Genomic DNA, 26,504 nt, shown 5'->3' with positions numbered 1-26,504 from the left:
GACCCCATGACCGACCCCCGCTCCAGCACCGTCGACGACGTCCTGCACCGCAGCGCGGTCCGCGCGCCCGACCGGGTCGCGCTGGAGTTCGCGGACCGCAGCTGGACCTACGCCGAGCTCGACGCGGCGACGTCGCGCGCCGCGGCGTACCTCCTGGGTCTGGGGCTGACGCAGGGCGACCGGGTCGCGACGGTGGGGGCCAACTCGGATGCCTACCTGCTGGCCTACCTCGGCTGCGCGCGGGCGGGGCTGGTGCACGTGCCGGTCAACTACGCGCTGACGGGCAGCGAGCTCGACTACATCCTCACGCAGTCCGGCAGCCGGGTCGCGCTGGTCGACCCCGAGCTGCGTGAGGCGGTCGAGGGCACGCGCAGTCGTGGCAACAACGCGATCGAGCAGGTGCTGGTGCTGCACGGCACCGACGAGGCGGTCCTCCCGGGGTGGTCCACCGGTGACGTGCCGGCGATCGACGTGGAGGTGCTCGACACCGACCTGGTGCAGCTGCTCTACACGTCGGGCACGACCGGCAACCCGAAGGGCGCGATGATGACGCACCGGGCGCTGGTGCATGAGTACGTGTCGTGCGTGGTGTCCCTCGCGATGGCCGAGGACGACGACCCGTTGCACTGCATGCCGCTCTACCACTCGGCGGGGATGCACGTGTTCCTCATGCCCTACCTCTCGGTCGGCGCGACCAACCGGCTGATGGTGCGGCCCGACGTCCCCGAGATCATGCGCCGCATCGAGGCGGACCAGGTCGGCGCGCTCTTCCTCGCCCCGACCGTCTGGGTGCCGCTGGCCAACCACCCCGACCTCGCGACGCGTGACCTGTCCTCGCTGCGCAAGGCGTTCTACGGCGCCTCGATCATGCCGGTGCCCGTGCTCAACCGGCTCCAGGAGCGGCTGCCCGAGCTGGCGTTCTACAACTGCTTCGGCCAGTCCGAGATCGGGCCGCTCGCGACCGTCCTCCAGCCCGAGGAGCACCTCGAGCGCCCCGAGTCGTGCGGCCGGTCGGTGCTCTTCGTCGAGCTGCTGGTGGCCGACGAGGACGGCGCCCCTGTCGAGGCCGGCACGCCGGGTGAGCTGCTCTATCGCTCCCCCCAGCTCTGCACGGGCTACTGGGACGCGCCCGAGGCGACCGCCGACGCGTTTCGCGACGGCTGGTTCCGCTCCGGGGACCTGGTGCGGATGGACGCGCAGGGCTACATCACCGTCGTCGACCGGATCAAGGACGCCATCAACACCGGGGGAGTGCTGGTCGCCAGTCGCGAGGTCGAGGACGCGCTCTACACCCACCCCGACGTCGCCGAGGTGGCGGTGATCGCCACTCCCGACGAGCGCTGGATCGAGGCGGTGACGGCGGTCGTCGTGCTGCGTGACGGTGCGTCCGCCGACGCCGCGACCCTGATCGCGCACGCCCGCCAGGACCTCGCGCCCTTCAAGATCCCCAAGCACGTGCACTTCGTCGACGAGCTGCCGCGCAACCAGAGCGGCAAGCTGCTCAAGCGGGTGCTGCGCGACCGGCTGGACGACCCGTCCGCGCCGCCCACCCCGCACTAGAGATCGGTCACATCGCCACCCGATCGGGAACGAACGGGTGGCGCGGAGCGCTGAACCAGACATGACCACTACGCTGAAGCCCCGCCTGATCGACGACCTCAACACCCTCCACGCCTCCTACGTCTCGGCGATCAACACCGCCGTCGCCGACGACGACATGGCGACCGTCAACGAGCTCGCCGCCGCCTACGACCGCGAGGCCACCGAGATGGTCGCCGCGCGCGAGGGCAAGAGCCACCTGCTGCCGCTCATGCGCCGCGCGGCCTGATCCGTCCCGCACCCCCGCGAGCCGGTCCAGACCACGGTGACGGCGGTCTCACGCCTTCGTTGAGCAGCACGTGAGGGAGACACGAGGGGTCCGCCGAGCGTCCAGGCTGCGCGCAGCAGCAGCGAGCCTGGCAGCCGCCGCGCTGACCGTCACGCTGGCGCCGGCCACCAGCCAGGCGGCCCCGGTCGAGGATCGCGTCACGATCACCAGCACCCGGGCCGGCGACCGCCCCGGCGCGCTGGCGACGTACCTCCGCCTGATGAGCATCCCCTCCAGCGACGTCGGCTACGAGCCCACCGAGTTCAGTCCGCCCAACGCCGACGACGACCGGGCCTGCCCGCCGTCGCGCTGCCGCGACTTTGCGGTGCCGATCCCGCGCAGCGTCAAGGTCACCAGCAACAAGGTGCGCGTGATCCTGCCGGTGGGCTACAAGAAGCAGACCAGGCAGCGCTACCCCGTCGTCTACCTCTACAACGGCGCCCGCAGCCCCTACTTCCGCTGGAGCGTGGCGACCGAGCTGACCAAGCTCACCCGCTCGATGAAGGCGATCTTCGTGATGCCCGAGGGCGGCATCGGCGACGAGGCCGGCATGTTCAGCGACTGGGTCGACGGCTCCTTTGACTGGGAGACCTTCCACACCGACCTGCTCATCGACTGGGTGGACCGGAAGTTCCGCACCCGCACCGACGCCCGCGGGGCCGTCGGCGCGTCGATGGGCTCGCTCGGCGCGCTGACCTACGCCGCCCGCCACCCCGGTCTCTTCCAGTCGGTGCTGAGCATCTCGGGGCTGACCGACACCAACCTGATGACCGCCAACATCCTGCCGCCCGAGCTCGCCACGAGCCTCGGGCTGAGCCCGCCCGACCTGACCCGCGTGTGGGGCAACCCGGTGCTGCGCCAGGACGTGTGGCAGGCGCACAACCCGGTCTCGCTCGCGCCGCGGCTCGAGGGCGTGCAGCTCCTGATCGCTGCCGGCACTGGATCGCCCGACCCGGCCCAGCGCGGCACCGAGCCGCTGCACAGCGAGTACACCGAGCAGCTCATGTGGACCGCGCACCGCACCTTCCTGGCCGCGCTGACCGCCGCCGACGTCCCGTACGACGCGTGGGTGCGGCAGGGCGGCGTCCACAACTGGCCGTGGTTCGATGCTCCGCTCAAGTGGGGCCTCCCCCAGATGGTCCGCGAGCTCCGCTCCTGACGTGTGGAGGAGCCCACCCTGGGTACCTCCTCCTGATGGACCCACGCACCCCTGACTCCTCCCGTGGACCGCTCGCCGGTCGCTACCGCCTCGACCGCGAGGTCGGAAGGGGAGGGATGGGCAGTGTCTGGCTCGCCCACGACGAGCGGCTCGGCCGCGAGGTCGCCGTCAAGCGCGTCGGCCACCTGCCCGGCGAGTCCCTGCCCCACCTGGCTCGCGCGATGCGCGAGGCCCGCTCGACGGCCGCGCTCAACCACCGCAACGTGGTCGCGGTCTACGACGCGGTCGAGGAGGGCGACCACCTCTGGTTGGTGATGGAGTACGTCCCCGGTCGCACCCTCTCGGAGATCACCGCCGCGGAGGGCCCGATGGACCCGTTGCGCGCAGCCCGGATCGGGGCCCAGGTCGCCGACGGTCTCGCCGCGGCGCACGCGGCCGGCATGGTCCACCGCGACGTCAAGCCCGGCAACATCCTGGTCACCGACGACGACGTCGCCAAGATCAGCGACTTCGGCATCGCCCGCCACCTGGCCGACGACCAGCTCACCCAGACCGGCCTCATGGTCGGCACCCCGGCCTACTTCGCGCCTGAGCTGGCCCGCGGCGCCGACGCCTCGCCCGCCTCCGACGTGTGGGCGCTCGGCGCCACGCTCTTCGCAGCCGTCGAGGGGCACGGGCCCTACCCCTCGCAGGGCAACGCGCTCGCGGTCCTGGCTGGCATCGCCAGCGAGCCCGCCCCGCTGCCCGAGCGCGCCGGCCCGCTGCGCCAGCCGATCCGCCGGATGATGGACGCCGACGTCGCCGCCCGCTGGAGCATGGCCGACTGCGCGCACGCGCTGCGCCAGGTCAACGACCGCCACTCCGGCGCTCCCGTCCCGACTCCCGAGCAGACGGCAGTCTTCGCCGCCCCGACGCCCACGCCGACGCCGACGCCGCCCGCCGAGGACGACCACCGCCGCCGTCGTACGCCGCTCGTCCTCGCCGCCGTCCTCGTCCTGCTCCTGCTGGGCGGTGCGGCCTGGGCGATGACGGACGACGACGAGACGGACCCGGCCGTGACCTCCGACGAGCCGAGGTCGTCGGCCTCGCGCGCCGGCCAGGGGGACGGCAAGCCGAGCGCCGACCCGACGCCCGAGGAGACCCCGGACCCGATGCCCGAGGAGCCCGCCCCCACCCCGACCGAGGAGGAGCCGGAGCCCGAGGCGCCCGCCCCGGACGCCGGCGACCCGGCCGACTTCGTCGCGGGCTACTACTCCCTGCTGCCCGGTGACACCGGCAGTGCGTGGGAGATGTTCACCGAGGGCTACCAGTCCGACCTCGGCGGCTTCGACCAGTACGACGGCTTCTGGCGCACCATCGACGCGCTGGCCATCGAGGGGGTCGAGGAGGTCGACGACACGACCGTCGACGCCACCATCACCTACACGACCGACGGCTCCGAGCAGACCGAGACCCGGCGGATCTACCTCGAGCCCGCCGACGGCGGCTTCCTGATCGCCGCGGACGAGGTCGTCTGACCTACGAGGGTGGAAGCCTGCCGACGACCCTGTGGAGGAGCCGCGGCCGCTCCGGAGGATCCGGGGAAGAGTGCGGGGCATGTCTCCCATCTGGTTCGACGGCGGCAGCTTCAAGTTGTGCGTCTACAACCGTGAGGAACATCAACGACCCCACGTGGCGGTGATGGCTGGTCGTCGCCGCCTCGCGACCGTGGCGGTCGAGACGGGCCAGGTCCTCGCGGGGAGCCTGAGTCCACAGCAGCACCGCACGATCAAGAGACTGCTGGCCGAGCACACCCAGGAGGCGTTGGCGGCCTTCGAAGCCGGACTGCGACACGAACCGGTCGTTAGACTGGACCGACGACCGCAGGAAGGTGATCAGGCATGAGCCAGCCCCCCGCTCGACGGCAGGCGACGGACCCTGCCTTGGTCGTCGTGACCAGTGTCCGTGTCCTGGGGCGCTACGTCCTCGAGCTCACTTTCGACACGGGCGAGGTCAGGGTCATCGACATGGAGCCGCTGCTGCGTGGCCCCGTCTTCGAGCCGCTGACGGCCGACTACGGCACCTTCTGCCAGGTCTACGCAGACCCGGACACCGGCACCATCGCATGGTCCAACGGCGCCGACTGGGCACCCGACGAGCTCTACACCAAGTCCAAGGCGGCGGCGCCAGCCTGAGCTCACAGATCGGTCACGATCCTCGGGAACCCCACACCGCCCCCGACCCGTCGCAGCAGGTGAGGGAGTGACGAGGAGGAGTCGATGGATGCCGACCCCGGGCCAGACGCCGAGTTCGACGACTACGTCGCCGCGCGCTGGCAGCGGCTGGTGCGAGCCGCCGTGCTCCTCGGCTGCAGCACCCACGAGGCCGAGGACGTCGTCCAGACGGCGCTGACCCGCTGCCTGGTGAAGTGGTCACGCGTACGACGTGCCGACGACCGCGACGCCTACGTCTACCGCGTCCTCGTCAACACCCTCACCGATAGCCGCCGCCGGCTCTGGCGCGGCGAGCGCCCCACCGAGCACCTGCCCGAGCTGGCGACACCCGACGCGACCCGCGACGTCATCGTCCGCGACAGCGTCGACCGTGCGCTCGCCCGGCTCTCGCCCGACCAGCGCGCGGCGGTCGTGCTCCGCTACTACGCCCACCTGACCGAGACCCAGATGGCGAGCGTCCTCGATGTCGCGCCGGGCACGGTCAAGAGCCGCCTGTCGCGCGCCCTCGCGGCCCTGGCGCTCGACCCCGATCTCGCCGACCACGAGGAGACGCTGTGAACGACCTGACCGAGATGCTCGAGCGCTCCGCCGCCGACGTGCCCGTCGGCCCGCCCCCGCTCACCGCCATGCACCGCACGGCCCGCCGCCGCAGGTCGTACGCCGTCGGGCTGGCCGCCGCGGCCGCCGTCGTCGTGGCCGCCGGGAGCGTCGCGCTGTGGCCGGGCAGCGACGTCGCCACGCGGGACCTCGCGCCGACCGCGTCCGACTCCCCGTCCGCCTCCCCGTCCGAGCAGACGAGCGTCGAGGCGCCGCCCACCGGCTCCCGCTGGGTCGGCATGGGACAGGCGGTCGTCGCCGTCCCCGAGTCGTGGGGCACCAACGCCACGCGGTGCGGCACCCCGACGCGCGACACCGTGATCGTGGACGAAGGGGTCGTCGAGACGTGCGCGATCGCCTATCCGGCCGACACCACGAGCGTGCACGTCCGCCCGCGCAACGGCGTCGACCGGGTCGACACCTGGACCCCGATCGAGATCGACGGGGAGCAGGCGCTCCGCTCGCCCGACGAGCGGAGCCGAGGATTCGGCACCCGCTACTACGCGGCGAGCGTCTTCCTCCCCGAGCGCGACGTGGTCTTCGCCGCGTCGTCGAGTGTCTCGGCCCACGCCGTCGACGACGTGCTCGCGACCATCACGATCCTCGACACCCTCGTCGCGGTCCCCGGGTTCTCCTCGGAGAACTACGAGTTCGACGACCAGAGCAAGGCTCGCGAGAGCTACGTGCGGTCCCTCCAGGCAGCGGGACTGCGGGTCGAGGTCGTGGTCGACGAGCGCATGAGCTCGGGCATCCCCGGCTTCGTGCTGTCGGCCAGCCCCGTGCCCGGCACCGTGGTCGAGCCCGGCTCGACTGTGACGGTGACCGTCACCGGCTGACCCTCACACCGCGAAGGCGACCGCCAGCAGCACGGAGACCACGACCAGCGCCACCGAGACCACCAGCCCGAGCGTGAAGCGCGGCAGCGGCTCGCGCAGTCGCATCGCCCGTTCGATCCGCGCCCACCGCACGAACGCCAGCGCCGTCATCAGCCCTCCGAAGAGCGCCAGCACCACGACCAGCACCCCGCGCAACCAGTCGCTCTCGGGGAAGCCCAGCGAGTGCAGCGCCACCGCGCCGGCCAGCATGGCGAGCGTCGTACGCACCCAGGCGAGGAAGGTGCGCTCGTTGGCCAGCGTGTAGCGCGGGTCCGGCTCCTCGCCGCTGCCGTAGACGTGGGGGAGTCCACCGTGGTCCATGGGTCCATCGTGGCCCACGCGCTCCACCTAGGCTCCGACGCATGGCATCTGTCTTCGACACGACGACCGCGGTGACCTCGCTGGGCGAGGGGCGCTACGGCGCCGAGCTCGACCCCGGGTGGGTGGTCGGGGGAGGCGTCAACGGCGGCTACCTGCTCGCCGTCGTCGGCAACGCGCTGCGGGTGGAGCTGCCCGACAAGCCCGACCCGTTGGCGCTCAGCGCCTACTACCTGTCCGCCTCGGTGCCCGGTCCCGCCGAGGTCCAGGTGGACGTACGCCGCTCCGGCGGCAGCGTCTCCACCGCCTCGGCCGAGCTGAGCCAAGGGGGAGAGGCGCGCATCGCCGCGCTCGCGACGTACGGCGACCTCGGCCGCGGCGCCGACGACGTCCGGACCACCGCGGTGCCCTTCGACCTGCCGCCGCTGGAGCAGTGCGTGCCCAACACGATGGCGCCGGAGGAGGTGCGCAAGATCGCGCCGCTGATGGAGCGCTTCGACATGCGATTCCACCCCGAGCACGTCGGGTGGGCGCTCGGCGCGCCCACGGGCGTGGCCGAGATGGCCGCGTGGTTCCGCCTCGAGGACGGCCGCGAGCCCGACCCGATCTCGCTGCTGCTCGTGGTCGACGCGCTCCCGCCGGTCACCTTCAACACCCAGGGCATGGGGTGGGCGCCGACGCTGGAGCTCACCGCCCACGTGCGCGCCAAGCCCGCTCCCGGCTGGCTGCGCGTGCGCCACGTCAGCCGCAACGTCGCGGGCGGGATGTTCGAGGAGGACTGCGAGGTGTGGGACTCCACCGACCGCCTCGTCGCCCAGAGTCGTCAGCTCGCGCGCTTGCCGCGCTGATCGACCGAGTCGTCGTCTCTGGTCGCGCCATCCTGGAGCAGCCACCACGCCGCCCCTCGGCGTGTGTCGGCGTGATCGTGCTCGCTGAGCTGTGCGAGCTCGGGGGAGGCGTGCATGCCGAGCGCGAAGAGCGCAGCGTGCTGCTCCGACCGTCGCTGCGCCGGCAGGCGGGCAGCGATGCCGGCCGCCGTGGCCCGGTCGAGCGGCCGGTCGTGGATCCCCACGTTGACCATGACCCGGGCCGCGTGGCGATCGGGCATGGCGCCGACCGTGCGGGCGCGCTCACCGGTCGGTGGGGTCGGGCAGGGCAGGCGCATGAGCATCGCCCACGCACGCGCCGCGATGAACTCGTCCCGGTGGTGCGTCAGCGTGAGGACCTGGTCGGCCGTTGCCGGACCGTAGGGACTGGCGGCGAGCAGCAGCGCCGCGTGGTGACGGCGCGCCTTGTGCGTGTGGACCAGCGCCTCGCGCACGAGCCGGTGCAGCATCATGTCGGTCTCGATGGGGTGGTGCGTCGGCGTCGCGTCCTGGATCGCGGTCGCGACCTCGGAGGCGAGGGCGCCTGCCTTGCGCGACGCGATGAGCTCGCGGGTGGAGCGGGCGCGCGTCACCATCGCGGTGGCCACGGGGTCGCGGAGCCGGCTCTCGACCGCTTCCCAGGACGTCCGGGGGAGATGGACGGCGAGGTCGAGCGTGTCGAGCCCGCCGTCGAGGTCGACGCCACGGGCCAGCTGGCGCTCGAGCTGCCGCTCGAGCTCGGGCATCGCCTCGGCATCGACGTGGCCCCGCGCGACCTTGGTGGCCATCACGGAGGTGGCTGCGCGGCGCAGGCTCCTGGATGGCGAGGACAGCAGACGGAGCACCAGGTCGCTGGCGGGGCGGTCGGTCACCTCACCGAGCAGGTTGAGCACGGGCGCCACGACCTGAGCGTCCGGGTCCATCACGAAGTTGCCCAGGGCGCGCGAGACGTGACGCTGCGACGAGGGGTGACGCAGGAAGTCCACGGCGGCCTCGAAGCGCCGCACGTGGTCGATGCCGCCGCTGGTCGCGAGCTCGCGGATCAGGGCCGACGCGAGCTGGTTCCAGTCGTCCTGACGCAGGAAGACCTGGTCGTAGTACCAAAGGGCACGGCTCGCAGCCAGCCACTGTGAGCCGGTGGTGACGCCCTTGGCGACGGCCTCCAGCAGGGCGTCGAAGTCCCCGTCGGGAGCGGTGTCGCGGGGCTTGCGGGCCCGGGCGACCTCGGCCGTCTGGAAGCTCCGACGCAGCCCGCCGACGGTCGCCACGAGAGTCCCGTGGGTCAGCCCCAGGACCGACTCGTAGCCCGCCAGGACACCCGGCTGCACCACGCTGCTGCCTGACTCGACCCGCGACAGCCGGGGCGCATCCAGCGCCGTCCCACGCTCAGCCAGGCGTGAGATGAAGAGATCTCGCCGTGCCATCTCGGGGTCGCTGCCCAGGATCCGGGCCGTCGTAAGCAGCCACGCCACCCGCAGGTCGACCCGGATCGTCGGCGACGTGATCGCCGAGACGTCCTCGGGGAGATGCAGACGCCGACCTCGCCGGGCAGGGCTGACCGTGTGACCTGTGGTGCCCATGGTGAACGCCTCCTGGATGGACCGACGGACTGCTCAACGACGAGGAGGTGACCCGGGTCACGCATTTGTTGTCGAGATTGGATCATGTCACAACAATTCCAATCCCCTCCACACCCCTCCTTAGGTTGCTGACTGCGTCGAGAGCCAGGTCACCCGTCTTGGGACCTAGCTCCGGTGCGAGGCGGCTCTCGGGCTCGCCGAACAACATTCATTCCTGAAGGGAACACGCATGAACAGCAGCGGCATCAAGCGGGGACTGGCCACCACGGCCATCACCGCACTCGCGGTAACGGGCATCCCGTTCATCGCCACCTCGGCAAACGCCGTCCCTCTCGCAGAGCAGATCGGCGCAGCTCAGGTCGACCTCGTCACCACTGACAGCGGCCTCGCCTCCCTCAAGAGCGACGGCGTCGAGTCCACCGTGCACCTCGTGGCCGCTGGCGGCTCCGATGTGTCGCAGGTCCAGTTCCGTTACTCGACCGACGGTGGCGTCACGTTCACCAACATCGGCAGCCCGGTCAGCCGCACCTCCGGTGCGTTCTCGACCGAGTGGGCTCCGGCCCCCGCCGTCTTCAACCTCCCGATCATCGTTCAGGCCCAGGCCCTGAGCGGAGTCGGCACCCCGATCGACACGGACAACAACGCAGTCACCGTTTCCGGCAGCGCCGACGCGATCGACATCGCCTACGCCCCCGGCTCCAACGTTGGCTACTTCAACCAGCCCTACGCCGGCGAGACCGCCTCGGCTCGTTTGGCTGCCGTCTCTGGCACCACGTCCGACCTCACCGCTGATCCTGACCTGGAGTTCTACGAGTACTCCACCGGCACCGTCACCAACGAGGACGTCGCCGGGCCGGTCGCCCAGGGTGCGACGACCCGTACCTACTCGGCCCCGGTCGACCTGTCGGGCTACGCCATCGATGGTGCCGCGCCGCTCCTCGACGAGGCACTCTTGGTTGCTGTCGCCGACGCCGATGACGCCGAGCCTGTCGTCCTGCGCTCGCAGACGATCACGACGGTCACGGCCACTTCGCCTGCCACCGTCCAGCAGGGTGGCGAGGCGGACATCACCGTCACCGTCCTCGACCAGTTCGGTCAGCCTGTCGTGGGTGCCCAGGTTGTTGCTGAGGACGCCGACGGTGACGGCGACTTCCTTGCGGGCGAGGCCAATGCGGTCTACACCAACTCGCAGGGTAAGGCTGTCTTCGAGAACGCCAACAGCTCGAACGCTCCGGGGACGACTTACGACTTCTACGTCAACACGACCGACACGAACGGCTTCCAGCCGGCCGACGACTTCCGCCGCTCGGTCACGGTCACCTCGTACACGCCGACCGCCACCACCATCACGGCCACCTCGGCCGACGGTGCTGCGTTCGACACCAACGAGTACACCCCCGGCGACCTGACCGCCAAGGTCCTCGACCAGAACGGCAACCCGCTGGCTGGTCAGACGGTCTCCTACACGCTGAGCCTGGCGCCGTTCGCGACGACTCCGGTCACCCCGACCCCTGCCCCTGTCACGGGTTCGGCTGTCACCAACGCGCAGGGTGTTGCCACGATCCCGTTCACGGACATCGGCGACGGCACGTACACCCTGAAGACGTTCGTCGAGCGCGATGGCACGCCGGGCCTGTCGGCTGGCGATCTTGCTGCTGCTGACCTGGTCTTCAAGGAGGGGGAGTCCACCCTCGCCTTCACCGAGGCGCCCACGGCAACCTCGGCCTCGGGCACGACCGACACGTACGACGCCACGCTGAAGCTGGCCGACGGCACCCCGCTCGTCGGCCGCGCCGTCACCTTCACGTTCAACCGGGCCGGCGGCGGCAACGCCGTCGTCGCCGCGCAGGGCAACCAGCCTGCCGGCACCACCCGCACGGGTGACTTCACCGCAACCGATGTCACCGATGGCACCGGCACTGTCTCCGTTGCTCTTTCTGACCCGGCCACCCCGGACCAGGCCGAGCAGGGCGGCACTCTCGACGCCGACACCACGACGAACTCGTTCGGCAACGCCGCCGAGGACGCCGCGGACCTGACGGTCGACTTTGTCGACTCGACCCCGCCGGCAGGCAGCACCGTCACGATCACGGAGATCACCGGCAGCAGCAAGCCGGGCGTCGCTCAGACTGGGACCGCTACCGTCTCCCTGCCTGACGGCCCCGACGCGGACACGCTGTCCGACGGACCGGTCCCCGCGGGCACGCTGGTCACGCTGACCATCGACGACGGCTTCTTCACCACGGGCGCCGAAAAGACGCCTTCGGTCGTCGGCGCCGACGCTGGCAACTTGGTCAACCTTGGCAAGTCGACCACCGCCGTCACCAACGGTGCGGGCCAGGTCACGTTCCAGGTCGCCATCGAGCGTGACGACGAGTTCGACAACGACGGTCTGGCCGACGCGGTCGTGACGGCCACGTCTGGCACGGCGTCCGACACCGAGGTTGTTGACTTCAACTCCGCTAACCCGCTCAACGGCGGCGAGGTGCAGATCGTGAAGTCGCCCGAGGGTGAGCAGAACGGTCCGACCGACCCGGCTGCCGTCGGCACCGACGTCTTCTACGACGTCTTCGTCACCGACCAGTTCGGCAACCGCGTGGGCGGTCAGACCGTCAACCTCTCCGAGTCGGAGGAAGACGCTTCCCTGAGTGATGCGTCCGTCCTGTCGGACTTCGACAGCAACGGAGACTTCTCCGTGTCGTCGACCGAGGGTGGCACGGTCACCGTGACCGGCACGTGGAACTCGCCTTCGTACGAGTACACGACCACGACCGGCACGGCCCTGCCTGCCGCTGCTGAGCCCCGCACCGACACCGTCGACGTGGAGTTCTACGAGGCCGTGGTGACCACTACGACGATCGAGTCCAGCCCCGAGGGCGACGTTCCGGTCGGCACGTCCGTCACCGAGACGGTCACCGTCCTCGACCAGGAGGGCAACCCGATTGTGGGCGCCGTCGTGGAGTTCATCCGCAACGGTCCGGCTGCTGGTGATGGCGACGCAAACGTTTCGCGCTTCACCAACGCACAGGGCAAGGCGTTCTACACCTTCATCGGCACCGAGGCCGGCACCGCTGACATCACCGCCACGGTGACGTCGGACGACGGCATCGTGACGCTCAGCGACTCGGTGACCTTCGTTGCCGACGACGTGGACCCGGTCGTCATCGAGGCCAAGCTGTTCGGCAAGAACCTGGGCAAGAAGGACCGTCTGACGGTCAACGCCCCGGCTCGCGCCACCGGCGCCGTTGTCCGCCTCTACAAGCTGGTCGCCGGCAAGCGCGTCCAGGTTGGCAAGGTCAAGGAGCTCAACAACCGTGGCGACGCCGTCTTCACGGTGGCCGACCGCAACGGCAACCGGATCACGCGCTACGTCGCCGTCGTCGGCCGCACGGCCCAGACGACGGGCGACACGACCAACCAGCGCAAGGTTCGTTGATCCAGCACCACATGTGAGTGAGCTCCGGGGCACGCAAGTGCCCCGGAGCGACCTCTCCTCAGGGGTAACTTCCGTATCCCCCTAGCAGCATTGCCCCAAGACGGGACGCACAGACGCGGCCCGGGCTTCACTCTCACGCCGCTGCGAGAGTGAGGCCCGGGCCGCCTGTTGCATTTCAGCCCATCTGAGTCGCAGATCAGGTGACCGACGCGCGGCGTACGGCATAGATCCAGCGCCGCCGCGGGTGCTCGGAGACCGACCACAGCAGGTCGGTCGAGGGCCAGTAGGTGATGTCCTCCGGGCCCATCGGGGTCGCCCAGCGGTGCTGACGCAGCTCGCCCGGTGCGCCGGCGTACAACGAGCCCAGGCCCCACGGGCCCTCGGACGTCGTGACGTGCAGCCGGCCCCGGGCCATGACGGCGCCCTGCATGCGGCGCACGCCGTCGCCGAGCAGGAACGGGCGGGCGAGGTTGTCGTCGGCCGTCGAGAGCAGGTGGGTCTCGGGGTCGAGGGCGAAGCGCACCAGGCGGCGGGTCTGCTTGCCGCGCGCATATTCACCCACGACCAGCGACGGCGGCGTGGTGTCGCGGTCGAGCGACATGAACGAGTAGCGCAACCGCTCCTCGCCCTCGGCCGCCGCGGCGCTGTAGGAGAAACGCACGGGCAGGACGTAGCGATAGCCGTGCGACGACACCCGGTCGTCCTCGATGCCGATGCCCGAGGTCGGGCCGGCGAGGTCGTCGGGGATGCGCAGCAGGTCGTCGAGGCGGCAGGTGTGGAAGCCCTTGGCCGTCGCCGCGACGTGGAGGTAGGGCCCCGACCAGACGATCCCGCCCGCGTGGGCGCGGAGCGGAGCAAGGACCAGTCGCCCGTCCTCGATCTTCGGCACGACCAGCAGGACGTGCCGATAGCGGCGGGTGTCGAGGTCGAAGAACGTGATGCGTGAACCGTGGTTGCCGCTGGCGTCGCCGGGCAGCTTCTTGGCATACCAGGCGACCGCGACGATCCGCCTGCCGCCGATGGTCTCCGCCTCGGAGGCGTCGGCCGAGGTGCTGATGCCCTGGGGCCACCAGCGCTCGTCGCGGCGGTCGGCGGCGTCGAAGGTGAACGAGCGGTGCACCTTGAGGCCGGGGGCGAGGCCCCTGCGGCCCTGGCGGTCGAGGTCTCCGAGCATCGTCTCCAGGCCGACCCGTCCTCCGAGCAGGCGGGCCAGGGCGTCGATCTCCTCGACGTTCTCCTCGGTGCGGGTGAGGTGGAGGCCGGGGTGTGCTGGCATGGGGTGACGGTAGTCGGGCTTGGGTTGCGGCTGCTTCTCGGCTCACGGGGTTTCGACGCGGCCTCGCCCAGGGGCTCGGCCGGCTCAACCAGCGAGGGTGGTGGGGCTCGGCCGGCTCAACCAGCGAGAAGGGCGGAGAGGCGGATAGCCTTCCGGACATGCAGCAGGTCGTGGGAGCAGCCATCGTCAGGCACGCGCGCGTCCTCGCCGCACGGCGTACGACGCCACCGGAGGCCGCGGGGCGGTGGGAGCTGCCGGGGGGCAAGGTGGAGGTCGGCGAGACGCCGATGGCCGCGATCGAGCGGGAGATCGCCGAGGAGCTCGGCTGCGACATCGAGGTGACCGACTGGTTGAAGAGCCAGAGCGTCATCGAGGACTCCTACGTGCTGATCGTCGCGCTGGCGCGGCTGACGCGCGGTGAGCCGGAGGCGACCGAGCACGACGAGCTGCGCTGGCTGAGCCGCGACGAGCTGCACGACGTCGACTGGCTCGAGCCCGACCGCCCGTTCCTCGCCGAGCTGGCCCACCACCTGGGGGAGCCCGCGCCGCTGCTGCGCGCGATCCTCTTCGACGAGGACGACGCCCGCGCAGTCGCGCAGCGGCTGGCCCGCGACGGCTTCGAGACCAGCGTCGTGCGCGAGCCCTTCCAGGGCGAGGACGACGACGAGGACCACCCGTGGGCGGTGCTGACGGATGCGCCTGAGCTGGTGCTCGAGGTGCTCGTCGACGACTTCGACGGCTGGCTCGACCTCGACGAGCCGGCTGCTCCTGCGACCGGTGCCCAGCCGGTCGAGCTGCCCACGCAGCCCAAGCGTCTGCATCGTGACGGTTCCTGAGTGACCGTCGGCAGCCCTCACTAGGCTGGCGGCCATGAGCACCCCCGAGCACCGGCTGCTGCTGGTCCACGCCCACCCCGACGACGAGTCCATCGGCCAGGGCGCCACGATGGCCAAGTACGTCGCCGAGGGTCGCGGCGTCACGCTCGTCACCTGCACCGCCGGCGAGATGGGCGAGATCCTCGTGCCCGAGCTCGAGCACCTCGCCGCCGACAAGGAGGACGGGCTCGGGCTGCACCGCCAGGGCGAGCTGGCCGACGCGATGCGCGAGCTCGGCGTCACCGACCACCGCTTCCTCGGCGGCTTCGGCACCTACCGCGACTCCGGCATGAAGTGGCACGAGGACGGCCACGCGGTCGCCGCCGACGAGGTGCACGACAACGCCTTCTGGCACGCCGACCTGACCGCGGCCGCCACCCACCTCGTCGAGGTGATCCGCGAGGTCCGCCCGCAGGTGCTCGTGACCTACGACGAGTTCGGCGGCTACGGACACCCCGACCACATCCAGGCCCACCGGGTGGCGATGTACGCCGCCCAGCTGGCTGCCGTGCCGTCGTACCGGCGGGACCTGGGGGAGCCGTGGGAGATCGCCAAGATCTACTGGGGCGCGATGTCCGAGAGCCGCATGCGCGCCGGGCTGCGCTCGCTGCGCGAGGCGGGGGACACCACGACCTTCGAGGGCATGGACCCCGACGGCCCGCTGCCGCCCTTCGTCACCTCCGACGAGAATCTCGCGGCCATGGTCGATGCGCAGGAGTTCCACTCCCACAAGATGGCCGCGCTGGCGGCTCACAAGACGCAGATCACCACGGACGGACCGTTCTTCGCGCTGTCCAACAACGTGGGCGCGACGGCGTGGGGCATCGAGTACTACCGCCTCGCCAAGGGTCAGCCGGGTGAGCTCGGTGAGGACGGGCTCGAGCTCGACCTCTTCGCCGGCGTCCCCGCAGGTCACTGAGCGGTCCGTGAAGGTCCTCGCGGCGCTCGGGCTGCTCCTGGGCGGTCTCGCCGTCGGGCTCGCGAGCGTGGCGCTGCACTCGCTGTGGTGGGGGCTCCTGCTCGGGGTGGCCGCCACCTCCGCAGCCCTCTGGGCGCTGCCGCCCGGGTGGTGGCTGCGAGCGCCGTTCGGTGCCGGGTGGGCGATCATGGCGGCCTTCCTGTCGGTCCCGCGCCCCGAGGGGGACTACGTGATCTCCGCCGACGGGCAGGGCTATGCGCTGCTGGGCTTCGGGGTCGCCGTGCTGGTCTTCTCGTTGGCGACGCTGCCGGCGCCCGGGCGGCGTCCGGCGCGGGGGCGCCTCCCGGTTGAAGAGGGCTGACTTCGTAGGATGTGGCGATGAGCCTGTGGGACGAGACGACGCCCAGCGAGGCCGACCCGCGCCGTGAGCGCAACGGCGGCCGGGTGGTGCTGCTCGTCCTGGTGGGGCTGGCGCTGCTGGCCGGTGGCGGCTACGCCGCGGCCTACCTCGCGGCGGGCGACAAGGTCCCGCGTGGCACGACCGTCGCAGGCGTGAGCATCGGCGGTCGAGCTCCGGCTGCGGCCGCCCAGGCGCTCGAGGAGGGCCTGGCCGACAAGGTCGACGCCCCCATCACCGTCACGGTCGGTGACCGCACCGAGGCCGTGCAGCCCGCGGACGCCGGCCTGTCGGTCGACTACCTCGCGTCCGTCGCCGAGGCCGGTGGCGAGCAGTCGTGGGAGCCCCAGCGGCTCTGGGACTACTACACCGGCGGTGACGACCTCGACGGCGTGGTCGACGTCGACGAGGCCAGGCTCGACGCCCTGGTGGAGCGGCTCGGGGGAGACCTCGGCCGCGAGCCCGTCGACGGGGCCGTCGACTTCCGGCGCGGCGAGATCGTCGTGACCGACCCCGTCGTGGGCGAGGGGCTCGACCCGGAGGCCGCGCGCGAGGCCCTCGTCTCGGCGTACCTCTCCGACGAGGCGGCCGTCGAGCTCACCCTCACCGACCTCGAGCCCGACATCGACATGGCCGACGTGCAGAGCGCGCTCGACGACTTCGCCAACCCGGCCCTGTCGAGCTCGGTCACCCTGGTCTTCGGCGACTCGCCCGTGCGGCTCCAGCCGCGCGACTTCGCCCGGGTGCTCGGGATGAAGGCAGAGGGTGGCGTGCTGGTGCCCGAGCTCGACACCGAGCGGCTGACCACGCTGGTCTCTGAGGGGATCAGCCAGGACGGGGCGCCGGTCGACGCGTCCTTCGAGGTCGTCGACGGCACGCCGCGCGTGGTGCCGGCCAAGCCGGGCGTCACCTACGAGCCGTCGGTCGTCACCGAGGCCTTCCTGACCCTGGTCACGCAGCCCGAGGGCGAGCGCGAGATGGAGGTCGAGGCGACCGTCGTCGATGCCGACTTCACGACGAAGGAAGCGCGCGCACTCAAGATCCGCGAGCAGGTGTCGACGTTCACGACCTACTTCCCCTACGCCGACTACCGCAACATCAACATCGGCCGGGCCGCCGAGATCGTCGACGGCACCGTGCTCGAGCCCGGCGAGATCTTCTCGCTCAACGACATCGTCGGCGAGCGCACCCGGGAGAACGGCTTCACCGAGGGCTTCATCATCAGCAACGGCATCTTCAAGGAGGACCTCGGCGGCGGGGTCTCGCAGATGGCGACGACCACCTTCAACGCCGCGTTCTTCGCCGGGCTCAAGGACATCGAGCACAAGCCGCACTCGTTCTACATCGACCGCTACCCCGTGGGGCGTGAGGCGACCGTCGCGTTCGGTGCGATCGACCTGCGCTTCCAGAACGACACCAAGCACGGCGTGCTGGTGAAGGCCTCGCTCAGCCCCAGCACCCCGTCGTCGCAGGGGGTGCTGACGGTCTCGATGTACTCCACCAAGACGTGGGACATCACCACCCGGACGTCAGACCGCTACGCCTACGTCGCGCCCGCGACGCGCACGCTGGACACGCCCGACTGCTACCCCAACTCCGGCTACTCCGGCTTCCAGGTCGACGTGTGGCGCTACTTCAGCCGACCCGGCTCGGACGAGGTCGTGCGTGAGGAGCAGTTCCACACCGACTACACCGCGTCCGACACGGTGATCTGTCGGCCGCCGGGCTCCATCGACGACTGAGCCCGCACCGCGAGCGCGAGCAGGTCGCGGTCGCGGCCCGGGGCCGCCACGAGGCACGCAGCGCGTGGCAGCCCGGGACCGGCGACCGGCACGGTCAGGGCCGGCAGGCCGCCCAGGCTTGCCAGGCACGTCAGCCGCAGGTTGGCCTGCTCTGCCGCGACGAGGTCGTCGTCCAGACGGGGCGCGACGGAGACGGCAGCGGGGAGCACCACGATCCGGTCGGCGACCAAGGTCCTCAGCCGGACGCCTGCCCTGGCCACGGTCTCGGCGGCCAGTGCTTCTTCGTGCTCGGAGACGGCGGCCCCGGCGAGGAAGTGGTCGCGCGCGGCCGGGCCGACGGAGTCGGTCCGACCGACGAGCCAGTCGCGGTGCTCTCGCCACGCCTCGGCCGCCCGAACGGTCACGAACGCCTTCACCCAGGAGTCGAGCTCGGCGAGGCCCCACGACTCCTCGACCGCGCCGAGCTCCCGCGCGTAGTCCCCGACGGCCTCCGCCACGTCGTCGTCGGCCAGGGCCAGGAGCTCGGTGACGACGACCACGCGGTTGTGGTCGCGGTCCGGTGCCAGGCGCAGCGACGCCGGCACGAGCACGTCACCGGCGGCCGCGAGCGCTGCGCTGTCGCGGGCCAGCCAGCCGATCGCGTCGAAGGTGGGGCTCAGGGGCACCACGCGGTCGCGCGCCAGCGAGCCGTGCGTCGTACGCAGGCAGTAGAGGCCCTGGTAGGCGGCCGGCACCTGCAGCGAGCCACCGGTGTCGAGGCCGACGCCGATGGTGGCCTGGCCCAGGGCGACGGCACTGGCCGCGCCCGAGGCCGCTCCTCCGGGCACGCGACGCGGGGCGCGCGCGTTGGGCGGCGTGCCGTAGTGGGGATTGACGCCGAACGCCGACCAGCCGAGCTCGTCGGTGCGACAGATGCCGCGCAGGTCAGCGCCGGCGTTGAGCAGGGTGGACACCACGGTGGCGTCCCAGTCCTCGGCCGAGGAGCTCGCCAGCCAGGCCGGGCTGCCGGCGCCGATCTGCTGGCCGGCGACCGCGAGCAGGTCGCTGACGGCCAGGGTCTCCCCGGCCAACGCTCCGTCACGGGCGCCCGGGACGAGCGGGTCACCCACGACTCGCCACAGCCGCGTGTCCAGCGCGTTGGATCCTGGGGGAGAGGTGTGGATGGCGGTGAGCAGCCAGGTGTCCTGGCGGCACACCCACACCTGGGTCTCCGAGCCCCAGCCGCCCGTGTCCTCCTGCATCGTGAGCGTGATGACAGCGCACTGGGCGTCGATCGGCAGGAGGTGGAAGACGCCCGGGTCGTGCCCGTCCCAGGTGGGGCGAGTATCGGTCGTCGGAGCGAGGGACGCCGTGATCAGCTCGCGCCCGATCACCAGGCCCTCAGGTCCGGCGTACGTCGCCGCGGAGCCCGGCACCCACCAGGCGGCGACTGCGGCCGGGTCGCCCTCGACCAAGGCGTGCTCGTAGCGGTCGAAGGCCTCGAGGAGTCCCTCCGGAGCCGAACCGAGCCACGGTGACAGATCACGCACCACAGGAATCTAACGGTCAGGTGTTTCCCTCGTGTTATCCATCCGGGGGGTTGTTTGGATGCGGCTAGACCGTTGGTCCTAGGACGTCCGGGCACGTCGGGCCCGCACAACGGCCTCTTACGTGACCGCACTCACCGTGTGTCGTTGGATGGACCATGCGCATCATCCTCGGAGCCCTGGTCGCCCTCGTCCTGTCGCTGGTCGCCGCTCTCGGAGCGGTAGCGCCGGCCGGTGCCGGCTCCGGATCCGGCTTCCCGTTGCCACTGCCGACCTCGCCCGCCGGCGACCCTCCGGGCGCCAACGACTGGTCCTGCAGGCCGACCGAGCAACGCCCGACGCCGGTGATCCTCGTGCACGGCACGATCGGCGACCGCAAGAACCTGTTGGAGGGCCTCTCGGCTGCTATCAAGGCGGCGGGGTTCTGCGTCTACTCGCTCGACTACGGCAACCGCGGCACGGGCGACATGGTGAGGTCGGCGCGTCAGCTCGCGGCGTTCACGTCGCGGGTGCTGCGGTCGACGGGTGCTGAGAAGGTGTCGATGGTCGGGCACTCGCAGGGCGGGCTGCTCCCGCGCTACTACATCAAGTTCCTCGGTGGCGCTCGTGTCGTCGACGACCTGGTCGGCGTCGCGCCGTCCAACCACGGCACGGCGCTGGTGCCCTTCGGGGGCGCCGGACTGGCTGGTGGGTTCGGGATCCTCTGCCGTGCCTGCACCCAGCAGGCGGCCGGCTCGGCGTTCCTCACGAAGCTCAACCGTGGCGACGAGACGCCGGGCTCGGTGAGCTACACGCAGATCACCACGCGCTACGACGAGGTCGTCGTGCCGCACACGTCCGGCTACCTCGCGGCGGGGCCACGCACCGTCAACCTCACCATCCAGGACAAGTGCCCCCTGGACCCCGCCGAGCACCTGCTCATCCCGCTCAGCCGCACCACGATCGCGCTGACCCTCGACGCGCTGATCCGGCCCGGTCCTGCTCGGGCTGGGTTGGCGGTGGCCTGCTGACGGCTTCCGGCGTGGTCTGGGTCAGCTGCGGGCCATCGGCTCGGTGATGGCCCCGCTGCGACCCCACCACCGAGCCGATTGCCCCCGCACCCCGTCGTCGCTCGACATCGATGTGAGGCTCGTCGCGCCCCCGATGCCGAGGACGTACATCGTCGCGCTGCACAGGGGGCCACTGTCGGGCATGGCTCCCACCAGCAGTCGCTCCTCGTCGGCCGTGAGCGGTCCGACCACCTGGCCGAGCGCCATCAGGGCGGCCACGCGGACCGAGGCCCGTGGGTCACGGACGGCGATGCGCAGCAGCTCGCCGCGCTGGTCGGAGTCGGCGACCTGGGTGAGGGCGTGCAGGGCATTGACCGCGACCGCCTCGTCGGGGCGCGCCGCCAGAGCGGACAGGGAAGCCCCCAGCTCGGCGCGGTAGGGGCTGGCCGCCAGGAGCAGGGCCGCCTGGTGGCGACGTGCGTGGCGGGCGTGGAAGAGCATCTCGCACACGAGCCGGGCCAGCATGGGGTCGAGCTCGACGAGGTGGTCGGTGTGGGTCCGGCCCTGGACCGACTCCGCGATCCTGCTCGCCACGGCCCGGGCGGCCTCGGGGGCCTCGATCAGGCCGTGGACGCGGGCGAGGTCGATGTGGTCCGCCGACTCATGGTCGACCAGCCGACGCGAGATCCGTTGCTGCGCGGCGGGAGGCAGGTGGACGTAGAGGTTGAGCGCATCGAGCCGGGCCAGGAGACCTCGCGTCCTCTCGAGGATCTCGAGGGTGGCGGACTCGGCCCTGGCCAGGTCGGGCGGAGCGAGGTGCCCTGAGGCGGCCTTGCTCGCGACCGCCCACGAGGCACCAGCGCGTCGGTGGGAGGGCGGCTCGTGGAGCAGCCGCAGCAGCAGGTCGTCGGCCTGCGGGTCCTGCACCTCCTCCAGCAGGGACAGGGGGTGCAGGACGAACTCGGTGGCGGGACTGGTCACCACGGTGCCGATCGCCCGCACCGCAGCGCGCCGGGACCCCGGATGCGCGACCAGCATCCGCTGGGCCTGGAAACGGGAGAGGAAGGCCATGCCGGTCGAGCGCCCCAGCTCGGTGGCCAGGAGCTCGGTCAACTGGCTCCACGTCTCCTGCATGAGGTAGACGTGGGGATCGGAGGTGATGAGCTCGGACAGCTCCAGCCACAGGTGGCCGGGAGCACGCCCGCGCAGCACGTCCTCGAAGTGTCCATCGAGCTGCTCGTGAGCCAGGATCGAGTCCTGGAGCGGTGCCCGACCGGAGCCGAAGGGATCCTCCGACGTCGGGGAGAGCGCCACGATCCCGACGGCCAGCTGTCGACGGGCCAGGCCGAGGACCTCCTCATAGGCGGTCACCACTGCGCGTGAGACCGACATCTGTCCCGACTCCCAGCGACTGAGTCGTGAGGTGTCGACGACGACGCCCCGGGACCTGAGCTGCTCGAGGAAGCGGTCACGCCGCGCCAGGTCCGGGTCGGTGGAGTGGATGCGTGAGACGCCGAGCAGCCAGGCGATCCGCTGGCGCAGGCCGACCTCGTGGGACTGCAGCGGGGTCGGGTCGGACGGCAGTCGGTAGGGCCGACCGCGGCGACGTGTGGCCACAGGCGCCTCCCGTCCCAGGGGGGCCACGGGGGCCGACGTGGAGTCAGCGCTCACCAGGGATCCCTTCCTCCGGCGCGCCCCCATGACGCTCCGGCCGCCATGTCCCCGAGGCATGGACCTCGCAGAGAATGCCGCGCCCTTACTTGCAAGCGCCATAGGGATCTGTACTAATTTTGCATTTCCGTGGCGTTGTCGGCCTTTCACCTGCGCAAACATTTATTGCACGTGCCGGCGTCTTTCTTCAACAATTGTCGACGTCGAGTTGTCCGCCCTGCAGTGGTTGAAAAGTGACGAAAACCCTTGCAACCACGGGGTTTGCGACCGATCGCGGCTGCCTTTCTTGCAGTCGCAACGGCCGCACTGCATCTAATGCGCGGGCAATTCGGTAAAGCCCTAGGTTCCCTCCTGCGACAGGACTTTCCTGTCGTTCCGGCGCGTCGTCGGAGCGTCATCTCAGGACGCAGGTCGGCCCTCGTCGACCTGGAACGATTCCGAAAGGATCATCATGAATCGCAGCGGCATGAAGCGTGGTCTGGCCGTCTCGGCCATCTCCGCGCTCGCGCTCTCGGGTCTGGCGCTCGCGCCGGCCCAGGCGCAGACCATCGCGCAGGCACAGGCCGGAGGTGTGAACCTCTACACCGGTGAGCAGTCGGGTGCCTACACCAACCAGTTCGACGGCAAGAACTCCTCCGTCCAGCTCCTCGCCGGCGTCAACATCGGCACCTTCCCCGCGGCCAACTCCGTCCGCTTCAGCTACCTGAAGGGTGCGACGCAGGTCAACATCGCCACCGTTCCGCTCTTCAACGGCGTCGCCACGGCCGACTGGGTCGCCCCGGCCGGTGCCGAAGGTGGTGCCATCACCGACATCAGGGCGGAGGTCCTCGACGTCAACGCGGCCGTGCTCGCCACCAACACCAACGGTGTCGTGGGGACCGCGACCCCCAACGTCGGTGCCCAGCCCGTCTCGATCAACGGCGCGCTGCGCGACGAGGTCGGCATCAACCTCGACGGCGAGGTCGTGGTCACGGGCAAGACCCGCGAGGCGGCAGCCGTGGGCTCGCCCTTCGCCAACACCCTCGTGACCAACCGCGGTCCCGTCGTCGTCAACGCCAGCATCCCGGCGATCGCCACGGACGTGGCCGACATCAACGCGCTCACGCCGTACGCCGCCCTGGTGCCGGTCGCCGGCAACACGACCGCCGACGCCCTGGACGAGATCGTGATCCAGACGCGCATCTTCGCCCAGGGTGACGACACCCAGGTCTTCTCCGCCTACGACCAGGTGCCGACCACGACCAGCAAGGCCACGGCCCCGGGCTTCCCGGCCAACGTGGCCGGCGGCGGCGCCAACCAGGAGACCCGCTGGGTCATCTCGGTCAAGGACCAGAAGGGCAAGCCGCTCTCGGGTCTCGACGTCTACGAGTCCAACGTGGCCGGCGTCGACCAGGCGGCTGCCTTCGGCATGGGTCGCACGGTCGCCGACGCCGACTTCGACGCGGCCGAGACCGACTTCGGCGGCACCGTCACCGTGCGGCTCAACGAGGCCGCGATCGACGGGGCGGACGACCAGGACCCCGCGGCCGGTGTCGGTGCGACCTACGTCGTCGTGGACTACGACCAGGACGGCGTCTTCGACAACGGCTCCGACCAGCTGCTCAAGCTGACCAACACCAACCTCCCGCAGGCTCCGGCGTCGGTCACCATCACCTCGTCGCTGGGTGCGGCGATGGACGACGACGAGAGCACCACGCTCACGTTCACCGTGAAGGACGCCAACGGTGACCCGGTCCAGGGCGCTGCCCTGACGGGTGCCATCGCGCGTGACGTCGCCGACAACACGCCGGTCGACAGCACGACGCCCCTGGCGATCCCCAACACCGACGTCGACGGCAAGTCCACCGTCGTCGTGCAGCCGGGCGTGAACAACAACAAGGTCGGGGCGACCGTCACCGCGACCTCGGGTGCTGCGTCGGCAGCTCCCTTCGCGATCGCGACCGATGAGGCCGTGGTGGCCTGGGACTCGGGCACCAGCGCCCAGGCGCTCGCCAACACCAGCACGACGCAGTCGGGCACGGTCAAGCTCCCCTCCGGCACGGTGCTCCCGGGCCGGACCGTGGGTCTGACCCTGATCCCCAACGACAACGCGGTCTACGCTCCGCAGGCCTCGCAGCCGGCCGGCACGATCCGCGGCGGTGACCTGGTGGCGTCCGCCACGACCAGCGCGACGGGTGCCTTCTCCGTCGTGGTCACCGACCCGGCCGCACCCGTGGGCCAGGACCTCGACAACACCATCCGGGCCACGTCTCCTGCGCTCGCCGTGGGCAACGTCGACCTGGACCTCGACTTCCTGCGCTCGCTCACCCCGACGCAGGTCGTGGTCTACAACGACGACGGTGGCAGCACCGACACCACCGACGGCCTCGACGGTGAGTACGTCAACCAGCAGGGCAACGGCGGGCTCCTGCCCGACTCGTTGGCCGAGGGTGGCATCGCGGCGTTCAACGCCGACGGCGTCCGGCTGGTCAACCTCCCCGTCACGGTGACGATCGACGAGGGCTTCTTCGCCAACCGCCTCAACCCGTTCAAGGCCACCCCGGTCCCCGGTGCCGTGGTTCAGTTCGGCAGCATCGGCAAGAGCATCACCGTCAACACCTCCGGTGACGGCATCGGTGAGTTCTACGCCAACATCGAGCGCAACACGGGCTTCGACGACGACGGGATCGTGGCCGACACGATCACGGCGACCGTCGGGGGTGCGACGGACGACCACGACTTCACGTGGACGACCGTCGGCACGCCGGTCACGCAGAGCCAGACGGCGCCGCTGAGCGTCTCGCTCTCCGACGTCCAGGAGTCCTCGATCCTGCCCAAGGCCCGTGCCGGCACGGGTGCCGCGGCCCAGGTCGTGAACTACGACGTCGAGACCTTCGACCAGTACGGCAACCCGACGTCGCAGCTGCTCTCGGTGACCGACAACTCCCCGGTGGCGACGTTCAGCACGCCTGGCTCGTCGCAGCTCGCGCTGGGGCAGCCGTCGATCGTGGCCTCGTCGCCCGCAGCGGCGACGCAGTCGCTCGAGGTCGAGATCAACAACGCGCAGAAGTTCGTCTACAAGGACAACGTCAACACCTCGGCGTTCGACCCGGCCAACCCCGGTGAGACCGTCGACACCCAGCTGACCGACGTCCAGCGCACCACGGACGCCGTCAACTGGTATGTCGTGGACGACGCGGCCTCGACCTTCGTCCTCGCGGCGCAGGGCGAGGCACAGCGTCCGGTGGGATCGGCGGTCACCATGACCATCACCGCCACCGACCAGGAGGGCCAGCCCCTCAACGGCTACGACGCCCAGTTCCTGCGCGTCGGACCTGGCGACGACGACGACGACACCTACGAGTCGACGTTCCTGCCGACCAACGGTGATGGTCAGGCGTTCTACGACTTCGTCGGGTCGAAGGCCGGAGTCGCCTCCGTCACCGCCGTGGTCCGCAACGACGCGGACGTCCGCGTCGCCAACGTCGGTCCTCGCAAGGTGACCTTCGGCACCGCTGGTGGCGCCGTCGCGATCAAGCCGTCGATCGTCGGGTCCAACACCGCGAACGGTGACGTCGTCACCATCACGGCGAAGAAGGCCCCCGGCGCCGACGTCAAGCTGTTCAAGAAGACCGCCACGGGTCGGGTGCTGGTGAAGTTCGGCACCCTCGGCGCCAACGGCATCAAGGTCTTCCGGGTCGCTGACCGGAACGGCAAGACCATCACGCGCTACTTCGCGGTGGTCTCGGCCACGTCCACCACGAAGAAGGGCACGACGAAGGTGGTCGGCATCCGCTGACCATCGACACTGATTGACCCTGGGAGAGGGGCGGCCTGGTTCGCCGGGTCGCCCCTCTTCCTCCTCCGCCAGGGTCGGCATCGTCACCACGTCTCGCGGGCCCCCTGGTGCCACGAGTTGCGGTCCGGGGCACTCACTTCTGCCGCTGCAAGGGGGTGTCCCGGATCGCTCCCTCTCCTCTCGGAAGCCGGGAGCCTGCTCCTGCTGCTGGTCCGCACGACCTGGCCGTGGCCGGTCGCGCACTCCGAGACGATCTTGGGCAGCGGTCAGGCCCGCGCGAGGTAGCGGTAGCGGTGGTGCTCGCGGAAGCCCAGCTTCTCGTAGAGCGCCAGGGCGGGCTCGTTGTCGCCCAGCACCTGGAGGTACGCCGTCGTGGCACCGCGCTCCGCACCCCAGTCGACGAGCGCGTCCATGACCGCG

Annotated in this window: 21 protein-coding genes; 16 read left to right on the top strand and 5 right to left on the bottom strand. The window is 70.8% G+C overall.

Features of this window, described 5'->3' with window-relative positions; genetic code table 11:
* Positions 1 to 6 precede the first annotated feature (6 nt).
* The 8 genes from AAG827_RS04410 (at position 7) to AAG827_RS04375 (ending at position 6,672) form a co-directional block, all read left to right on the top strand.
* Complete coding sequence (locus AAG827_RS04410; RefSeq protein ID WP_341924603.1) at positions 7 to 1,560, top strand: fatty acyl-CoA synthetase; 1,554 nt, start codon at positions 7 to 9, stop codon at positions 1,558 to 1,560.
* Between the two features lie 61 nt (positions 1,561 to 1,621).
* A complete protein-coding gene (locus AAG827_RS04405; protein WP_341924602.1) occupies positions 1,622 to 1,828 on the top strand; it encodes a hypothetical protein in 207 nt (68 codons plus the stop codon).
* 70 nt (positions 1,829 to 1,898) lie between these two features.
* Positions 1,899 to 3,026: an alpha/beta hydrolase family protein gene (locus AAG827_RS04400; protein WP_341924601.1), complete on the top strand. Its 1,128-nt coding sequence runs from the start codon at positions 1,899 to 1,901 to the stop codon at positions 3,024 to 3,026.
* A 35-nt stretch (positions 3,027 to 3,061) separates the two neighbouring features.
* Entirely contained in the window at positions 3,062 to 4,543 is a 1,482-nt protein-coding gene (locus tag AAG827_RS04395; protein ID WP_341924600.1) for a protein kinase, read from the top strand.
* Between the two features lie 79 nt (positions 4,544 to 4,622).
* On the top strand, positions 4,623 to 4,910 hold the full coding sequence (locus tag AAG827_RS04390) for a DUF4160 domain-containing protein (protein ID WP_341924599.1): 288 nt from the start codon (positions 4,623 to 4,625) through the stop codon (positions 4,908 to 4,910).
* A complete protein-coding gene (locus tag AAG827_RS04385; protein WP_341924598.1) occupies positions 4,907 to 5,200 on the top strand; it encodes a DUF2442 domain-containing protein in 294 nt (97 codons plus the stop codon). The genes AAG827_RS04390 and AAG827_RS04385 overlap by 4 nt, the downstream gene beginning before the upstream one ends.
* Positions 5,201 to 5,284: 84 nt before the next feature.
* Positions 5,285 to 5,797, top strand: a complete 513-nt coding sequence (locus AAG827_RS04380; RefSeq protein ID WP_341924597.1) for a SigE family RNA polymerase sigma factor — start codon at positions 5,285 to 5,287, stop codon at positions 5,795 to 5,797.
* Complete coding sequence (locus tag AAG827_RS04375; protein ID WP_341924596.1) at positions 5,794 to 6,672, top strand: PASTA domain-containing protein; 879 nt, start codon at positions 5,794 to 5,796, stop codon at positions 6,670 to 6,672. Before AAG827_RS04380 ends, AAG827_RS04375 begins: the two co-directional genes overlap by 4 nt.
* Before the next feature lie 3 nt (positions 6,673 to 6,675).
* Here the strand turns inward: AAG827_RS04375 and AAG827_RS04370 are convergent, their stop codons facing one another.
* Positions 6,676 to 7,032 carry a DUF202 domain-containing protein gene (locus AAG827_RS04370; protein WP_341924595.1) on the bottom strand — a complete coding sequence of 119 codons (357 nt, stop codon included), beginning with the start codon at positions 7,030 to 7,032 and terminating at the stop codon, positions 6,676 to 6,678.
* 41 nt (positions 7,033 to 7,073) lie between these two features.
* Between AAG827_RS04370 and AAG827_RS04365 the strand changes: the two genes are divergently transcribed.
* A complete protein-coding gene (locus AAG827_RS04365; RefSeq protein WP_341924594.1) occupies positions 7,074 to 7,877 on the top strand; it encodes a thioesterase family protein in 804 nt (267 codons plus the stop codon).
* Here the strand turns inward: AAG827_RS04365 and AAG827_RS04360 are convergent.
* On the bottom strand, positions 7,853 to 9,475 hold the full coding sequence (locus tag AAG827_RS04360; RefSeq protein ID WP_341924593.1) for a hypothetical protein: 1,623 nt from the start codon (positions 9,473 to 9,475) through the stop codon (positions 7,853 to 7,855). The genes AAG827_RS04365 and AAG827_RS04360 overlap by 25 nt on opposite strands.
* A gap of 229 nt (positions 9,476 to 9,704) precedes the next feature.
* Here AAG827_RS04360 and AAG827_RS04355 point away from each other — a divergent pair, with 229 nt between their 5' ends.
* On the top strand, positions 9,705 to 12,911 hold the full coding sequence (locus AAG827_RS04355) for a hypothetical protein (RefSeq protein WP_341924592.1): 3,207 nt from the start codon (positions 9,705 to 9,707) through the stop codon (positions 12,909 to 12,911).
* A 196-nt stretch (positions 12,912 to 13,107) separates the two neighbouring features.
* Here the strand turns inward: AAG827_RS04355 and AAG827_RS04350 are convergent, their stop codons facing one another.
* Positions 13,108 to 14,187, bottom strand: coding sequence for a hypothetical protein (locus AAG827_RS04350; RefSeq protein WP_341924591.1), 1,080 nt, complete (start codon positions 14,185 to 14,187; stop codon positions 13,108 to 13,110).
* Positions 14,188 to 14,345: 158 nt separating this feature from the next.
* On the opposite strand from AAG827_RS04350, the gene AAG827_RS04345 reads away from it, so the two are divergent.
* From AAG827_RS04345 to AAG827_RS04330, 4 genes are read left to right on the top strand one after another with little or no spacing between them, the layout of a single operon-like run.
* Positions 14,346 to 15,023, top strand: a complete 678-nt coding sequence (locus AAG827_RS04345; RefSeq protein ID WP_341924590.1) for a (deoxy)nucleoside triphosphate pyrophosphohydrolase — start codon at positions 14,346 to 14,348, stop codon at positions 15,021 to 15,023.
* A 34-nt stretch (positions 15,024 to 15,057) separates the two neighbouring features.
* Positions 15,058 to 15,981 carry an N-acetyl-1-D-myo-inositol-2-amino-2-deoxy-alpha-D-glucopyranoside deacetylase gene (gene mshB, locus AAG827_RS04340; RefSeq protein ID WP_341924589.1) on the top strand — a complete coding sequence of 308 codons (924 nt, stop codon included), beginning with the start codon at positions 15,058 to 15,060 and terminating at the stop codon, positions 15,979 to 15,981.
* Positions 15,982 to 15,988: 7 nt separating this feature from the next.
* Positions 15,989 to 16,342: a hypothetical protein gene (locus tag AAG827_RS04335; protein WP_341924588.1), complete on the top strand. Its 354-nt coding sequence runs from the start codon at positions 15,989 to 15,991 to the stop codon at positions 16,340 to 16,342.
* A gap of 17 nt (positions 16,343 to 16,359) precedes the next feature.
* Entirely contained in the window at positions 16,360 to 18,120 is a 1,761-nt protein-coding gene (locus AAG827_RS04330) for a VanW family protein (protein ID WP_341924587.1), read from the top strand.
* On the opposite strand, the gene AAG827_RS04325 is transcribed toward AAG827_RS04330, so the two are convergent.
* Positions 18,066 to 19,649, bottom strand: a complete 1,584-nt coding sequence (locus tag AAG827_RS04325) for an amidase family protein (protein WP_341924585.1) — start codon at positions 19,647 to 19,649, stop codon at positions 18,066 to 18,068. The genes AAG827_RS04330 and AAG827_RS04325 overlap by 55 nt on opposite strands.
* Before the next feature lie 155 nt (positions 19,650 to 19,804).
* Between AAG827_RS04325 and AAG827_RS04320 the strand changes: the two genes are divergently transcribed.
* Positions 19,805 to 20,656: an alpha/beta fold hydrolase gene (locus AAG827_RS04320; protein ID WP_341924584.1), complete on the top strand. Its 852-nt coding sequence runs from the start codon at positions 19,805 to 19,807 to the stop codon at positions 20,654 to 20,656.
* A 21-nt stretch (positions 20,657 to 20,677) separates the two neighbouring features.
* On the opposite strand, the gene AAG827_RS04315 is transcribed toward AAG827_RS04320, so the two are convergent.
* On the bottom strand, positions 20,678 to 22,252 hold the full coding sequence (locus AAG827_RS04315; RefSeq protein WP_341924583.1) for a hypothetical protein: 1,575 nt from the start codon (positions 22,250 to 22,252) through the stop codon (positions 20,678 to 20,680).
* 505 nt (positions 22,253 to 22,757) lie between these two features.
* Between AAG827_RS04315 and AAG827_RS04310 the strand changes: the two genes are divergently transcribed.
* The gene (locus tag AAG827_RS04310; protein WP_341924582.1) at positions 22,758 to 26,084 is read left to right on the top strand and encodes a hypothetical protein; all 3,327 of its coding nucleotides are present in this window, start codon (positions 22,758 to 22,760) and stop codon (positions 26,082 to 26,084) included.
* Positions 26,085 to 26,504: the final 420 nt, after the last annotated feature.

Origin of the sequence: Nocardioides psychrotolerans (assembly GCF_943371775.1) — a bacterium.
GTDB lineage: Bacteria > Actinomycetota > Actinomycetes > Propionibacteriales > Nocardioidaceae > Nocardioides > Nocardioides psychrotolerans_A.
The sequence above is the reverse complement of the archived record's forward strand: the minus strand, read 5'-3'. Positions and strand labels throughout refer to the sequence as shown.

Coding starts and splice junctions, on each gene's coding strand:
- AAG827_RS04380 (WP_341924597.1), top strand. CDS start 5,285: ATGGATGCCGACCCCGGGCCAGACGCCGAGTTCGACGACTACGTCGCC.
- AAG827_RS04365 (WP_341924594.1), top strand. CDS start 7,074: ATGGCATCTGTCTTCGACACGACGACCGCGGTGACCTCGCTGGGCGAG.
- AAG827_RS04360 (WP_341924593.1), bottom strand. CDS start 9,475: ATGGGCACCACAGGTCACACGGTCAGCCCTGCCCGGCGAGGTCGGCGT.
- AAG827_RS04395 (WP_341924600.1), top strand. CDS start 3,062: ATGGACCCACGCACCCCTGACTCCTCCCGTGGACCGCTCGCCGGTCGC.
- AAG827_RS04355 (WP_341924592.1), top strand. CDS start 9,705: ATGAACAGCAGCGGCATCAAGCGGGGACTGGCCACCACGGCCATCACC.
- AAG827_RS04345 (WP_341924590.1), top strand. CDS start 14,346: ATGCAGCAGGTCGTGGGAGCAGCCATCGTCAGGCACGCGCGCGTCCTC.
- AAG827_RS04405 (WP_341924602.1), top strand. CDS start 1,622: ATGACCACTACGCTGAAGCCCCGCCTGATCGACGACCTCAACACCCTC.
- AAG827_RS04370 (WP_341924595.1), bottom strand. CDS start 7,032: ATGGACCACGGTGGACTCCCCCACGTCTACGGCAGCGGCGAGGAGCCG.
- AAG827_RS04310 (WP_341924582.1), top strand. CDS start 22,758: ATGAATCGCAGCGGCATGAAGCGTGGTCTGGCCGTCTCGGCCATCTCC.
- mshB (WP_341924589.1), top strand. CDS start 15,058: ATGAGCACCCCCGAGCACCGGCTGCTGCTGGTCCACGCCCACCCCGAC.
- AAG827_RS04320 (WP_341924584.1), top strand. CDS start 19,805: ATGCGCATCATCCTCGGAGCCCTGGTCGCCCTCGTCCTGTCGCTGGTC.
- AAG827_RS04330 (WP_341924587.1), top strand. CDS start 16,360: ATGAGCCTGTGGGACGAGACGACGCCCAGCGAGGCCGACCCGCGCCGT.
- AAG827_RS04390 (WP_341924599.1), top strand. CDS start 4,623: ATGTCTCCCATCTGGTTCGACGGCGGCAGCTTCAAGTTGTGCGTCTAC.
- AAG827_RS04350 (WP_341924591.1), bottom strand. CDS start 14,187: ATGCCAGCACACCCCGGCCTCCACCTCACCCGCACCGAGGAGAACGTC.
- AAG827_RS04410 (WP_341924603.1), top strand. CDS start 7: ATGACCGACCCCCGCTCCAGCACCGTCGACGACGTCCTGCACCGCAGC.
- AAG827_RS04385 (WP_341924598.1), top strand. CDS start 4,907: ATGAGCCAGCCCCCCGCTCGACGGCAGGCGACGGACCCTGCCTTGGTC.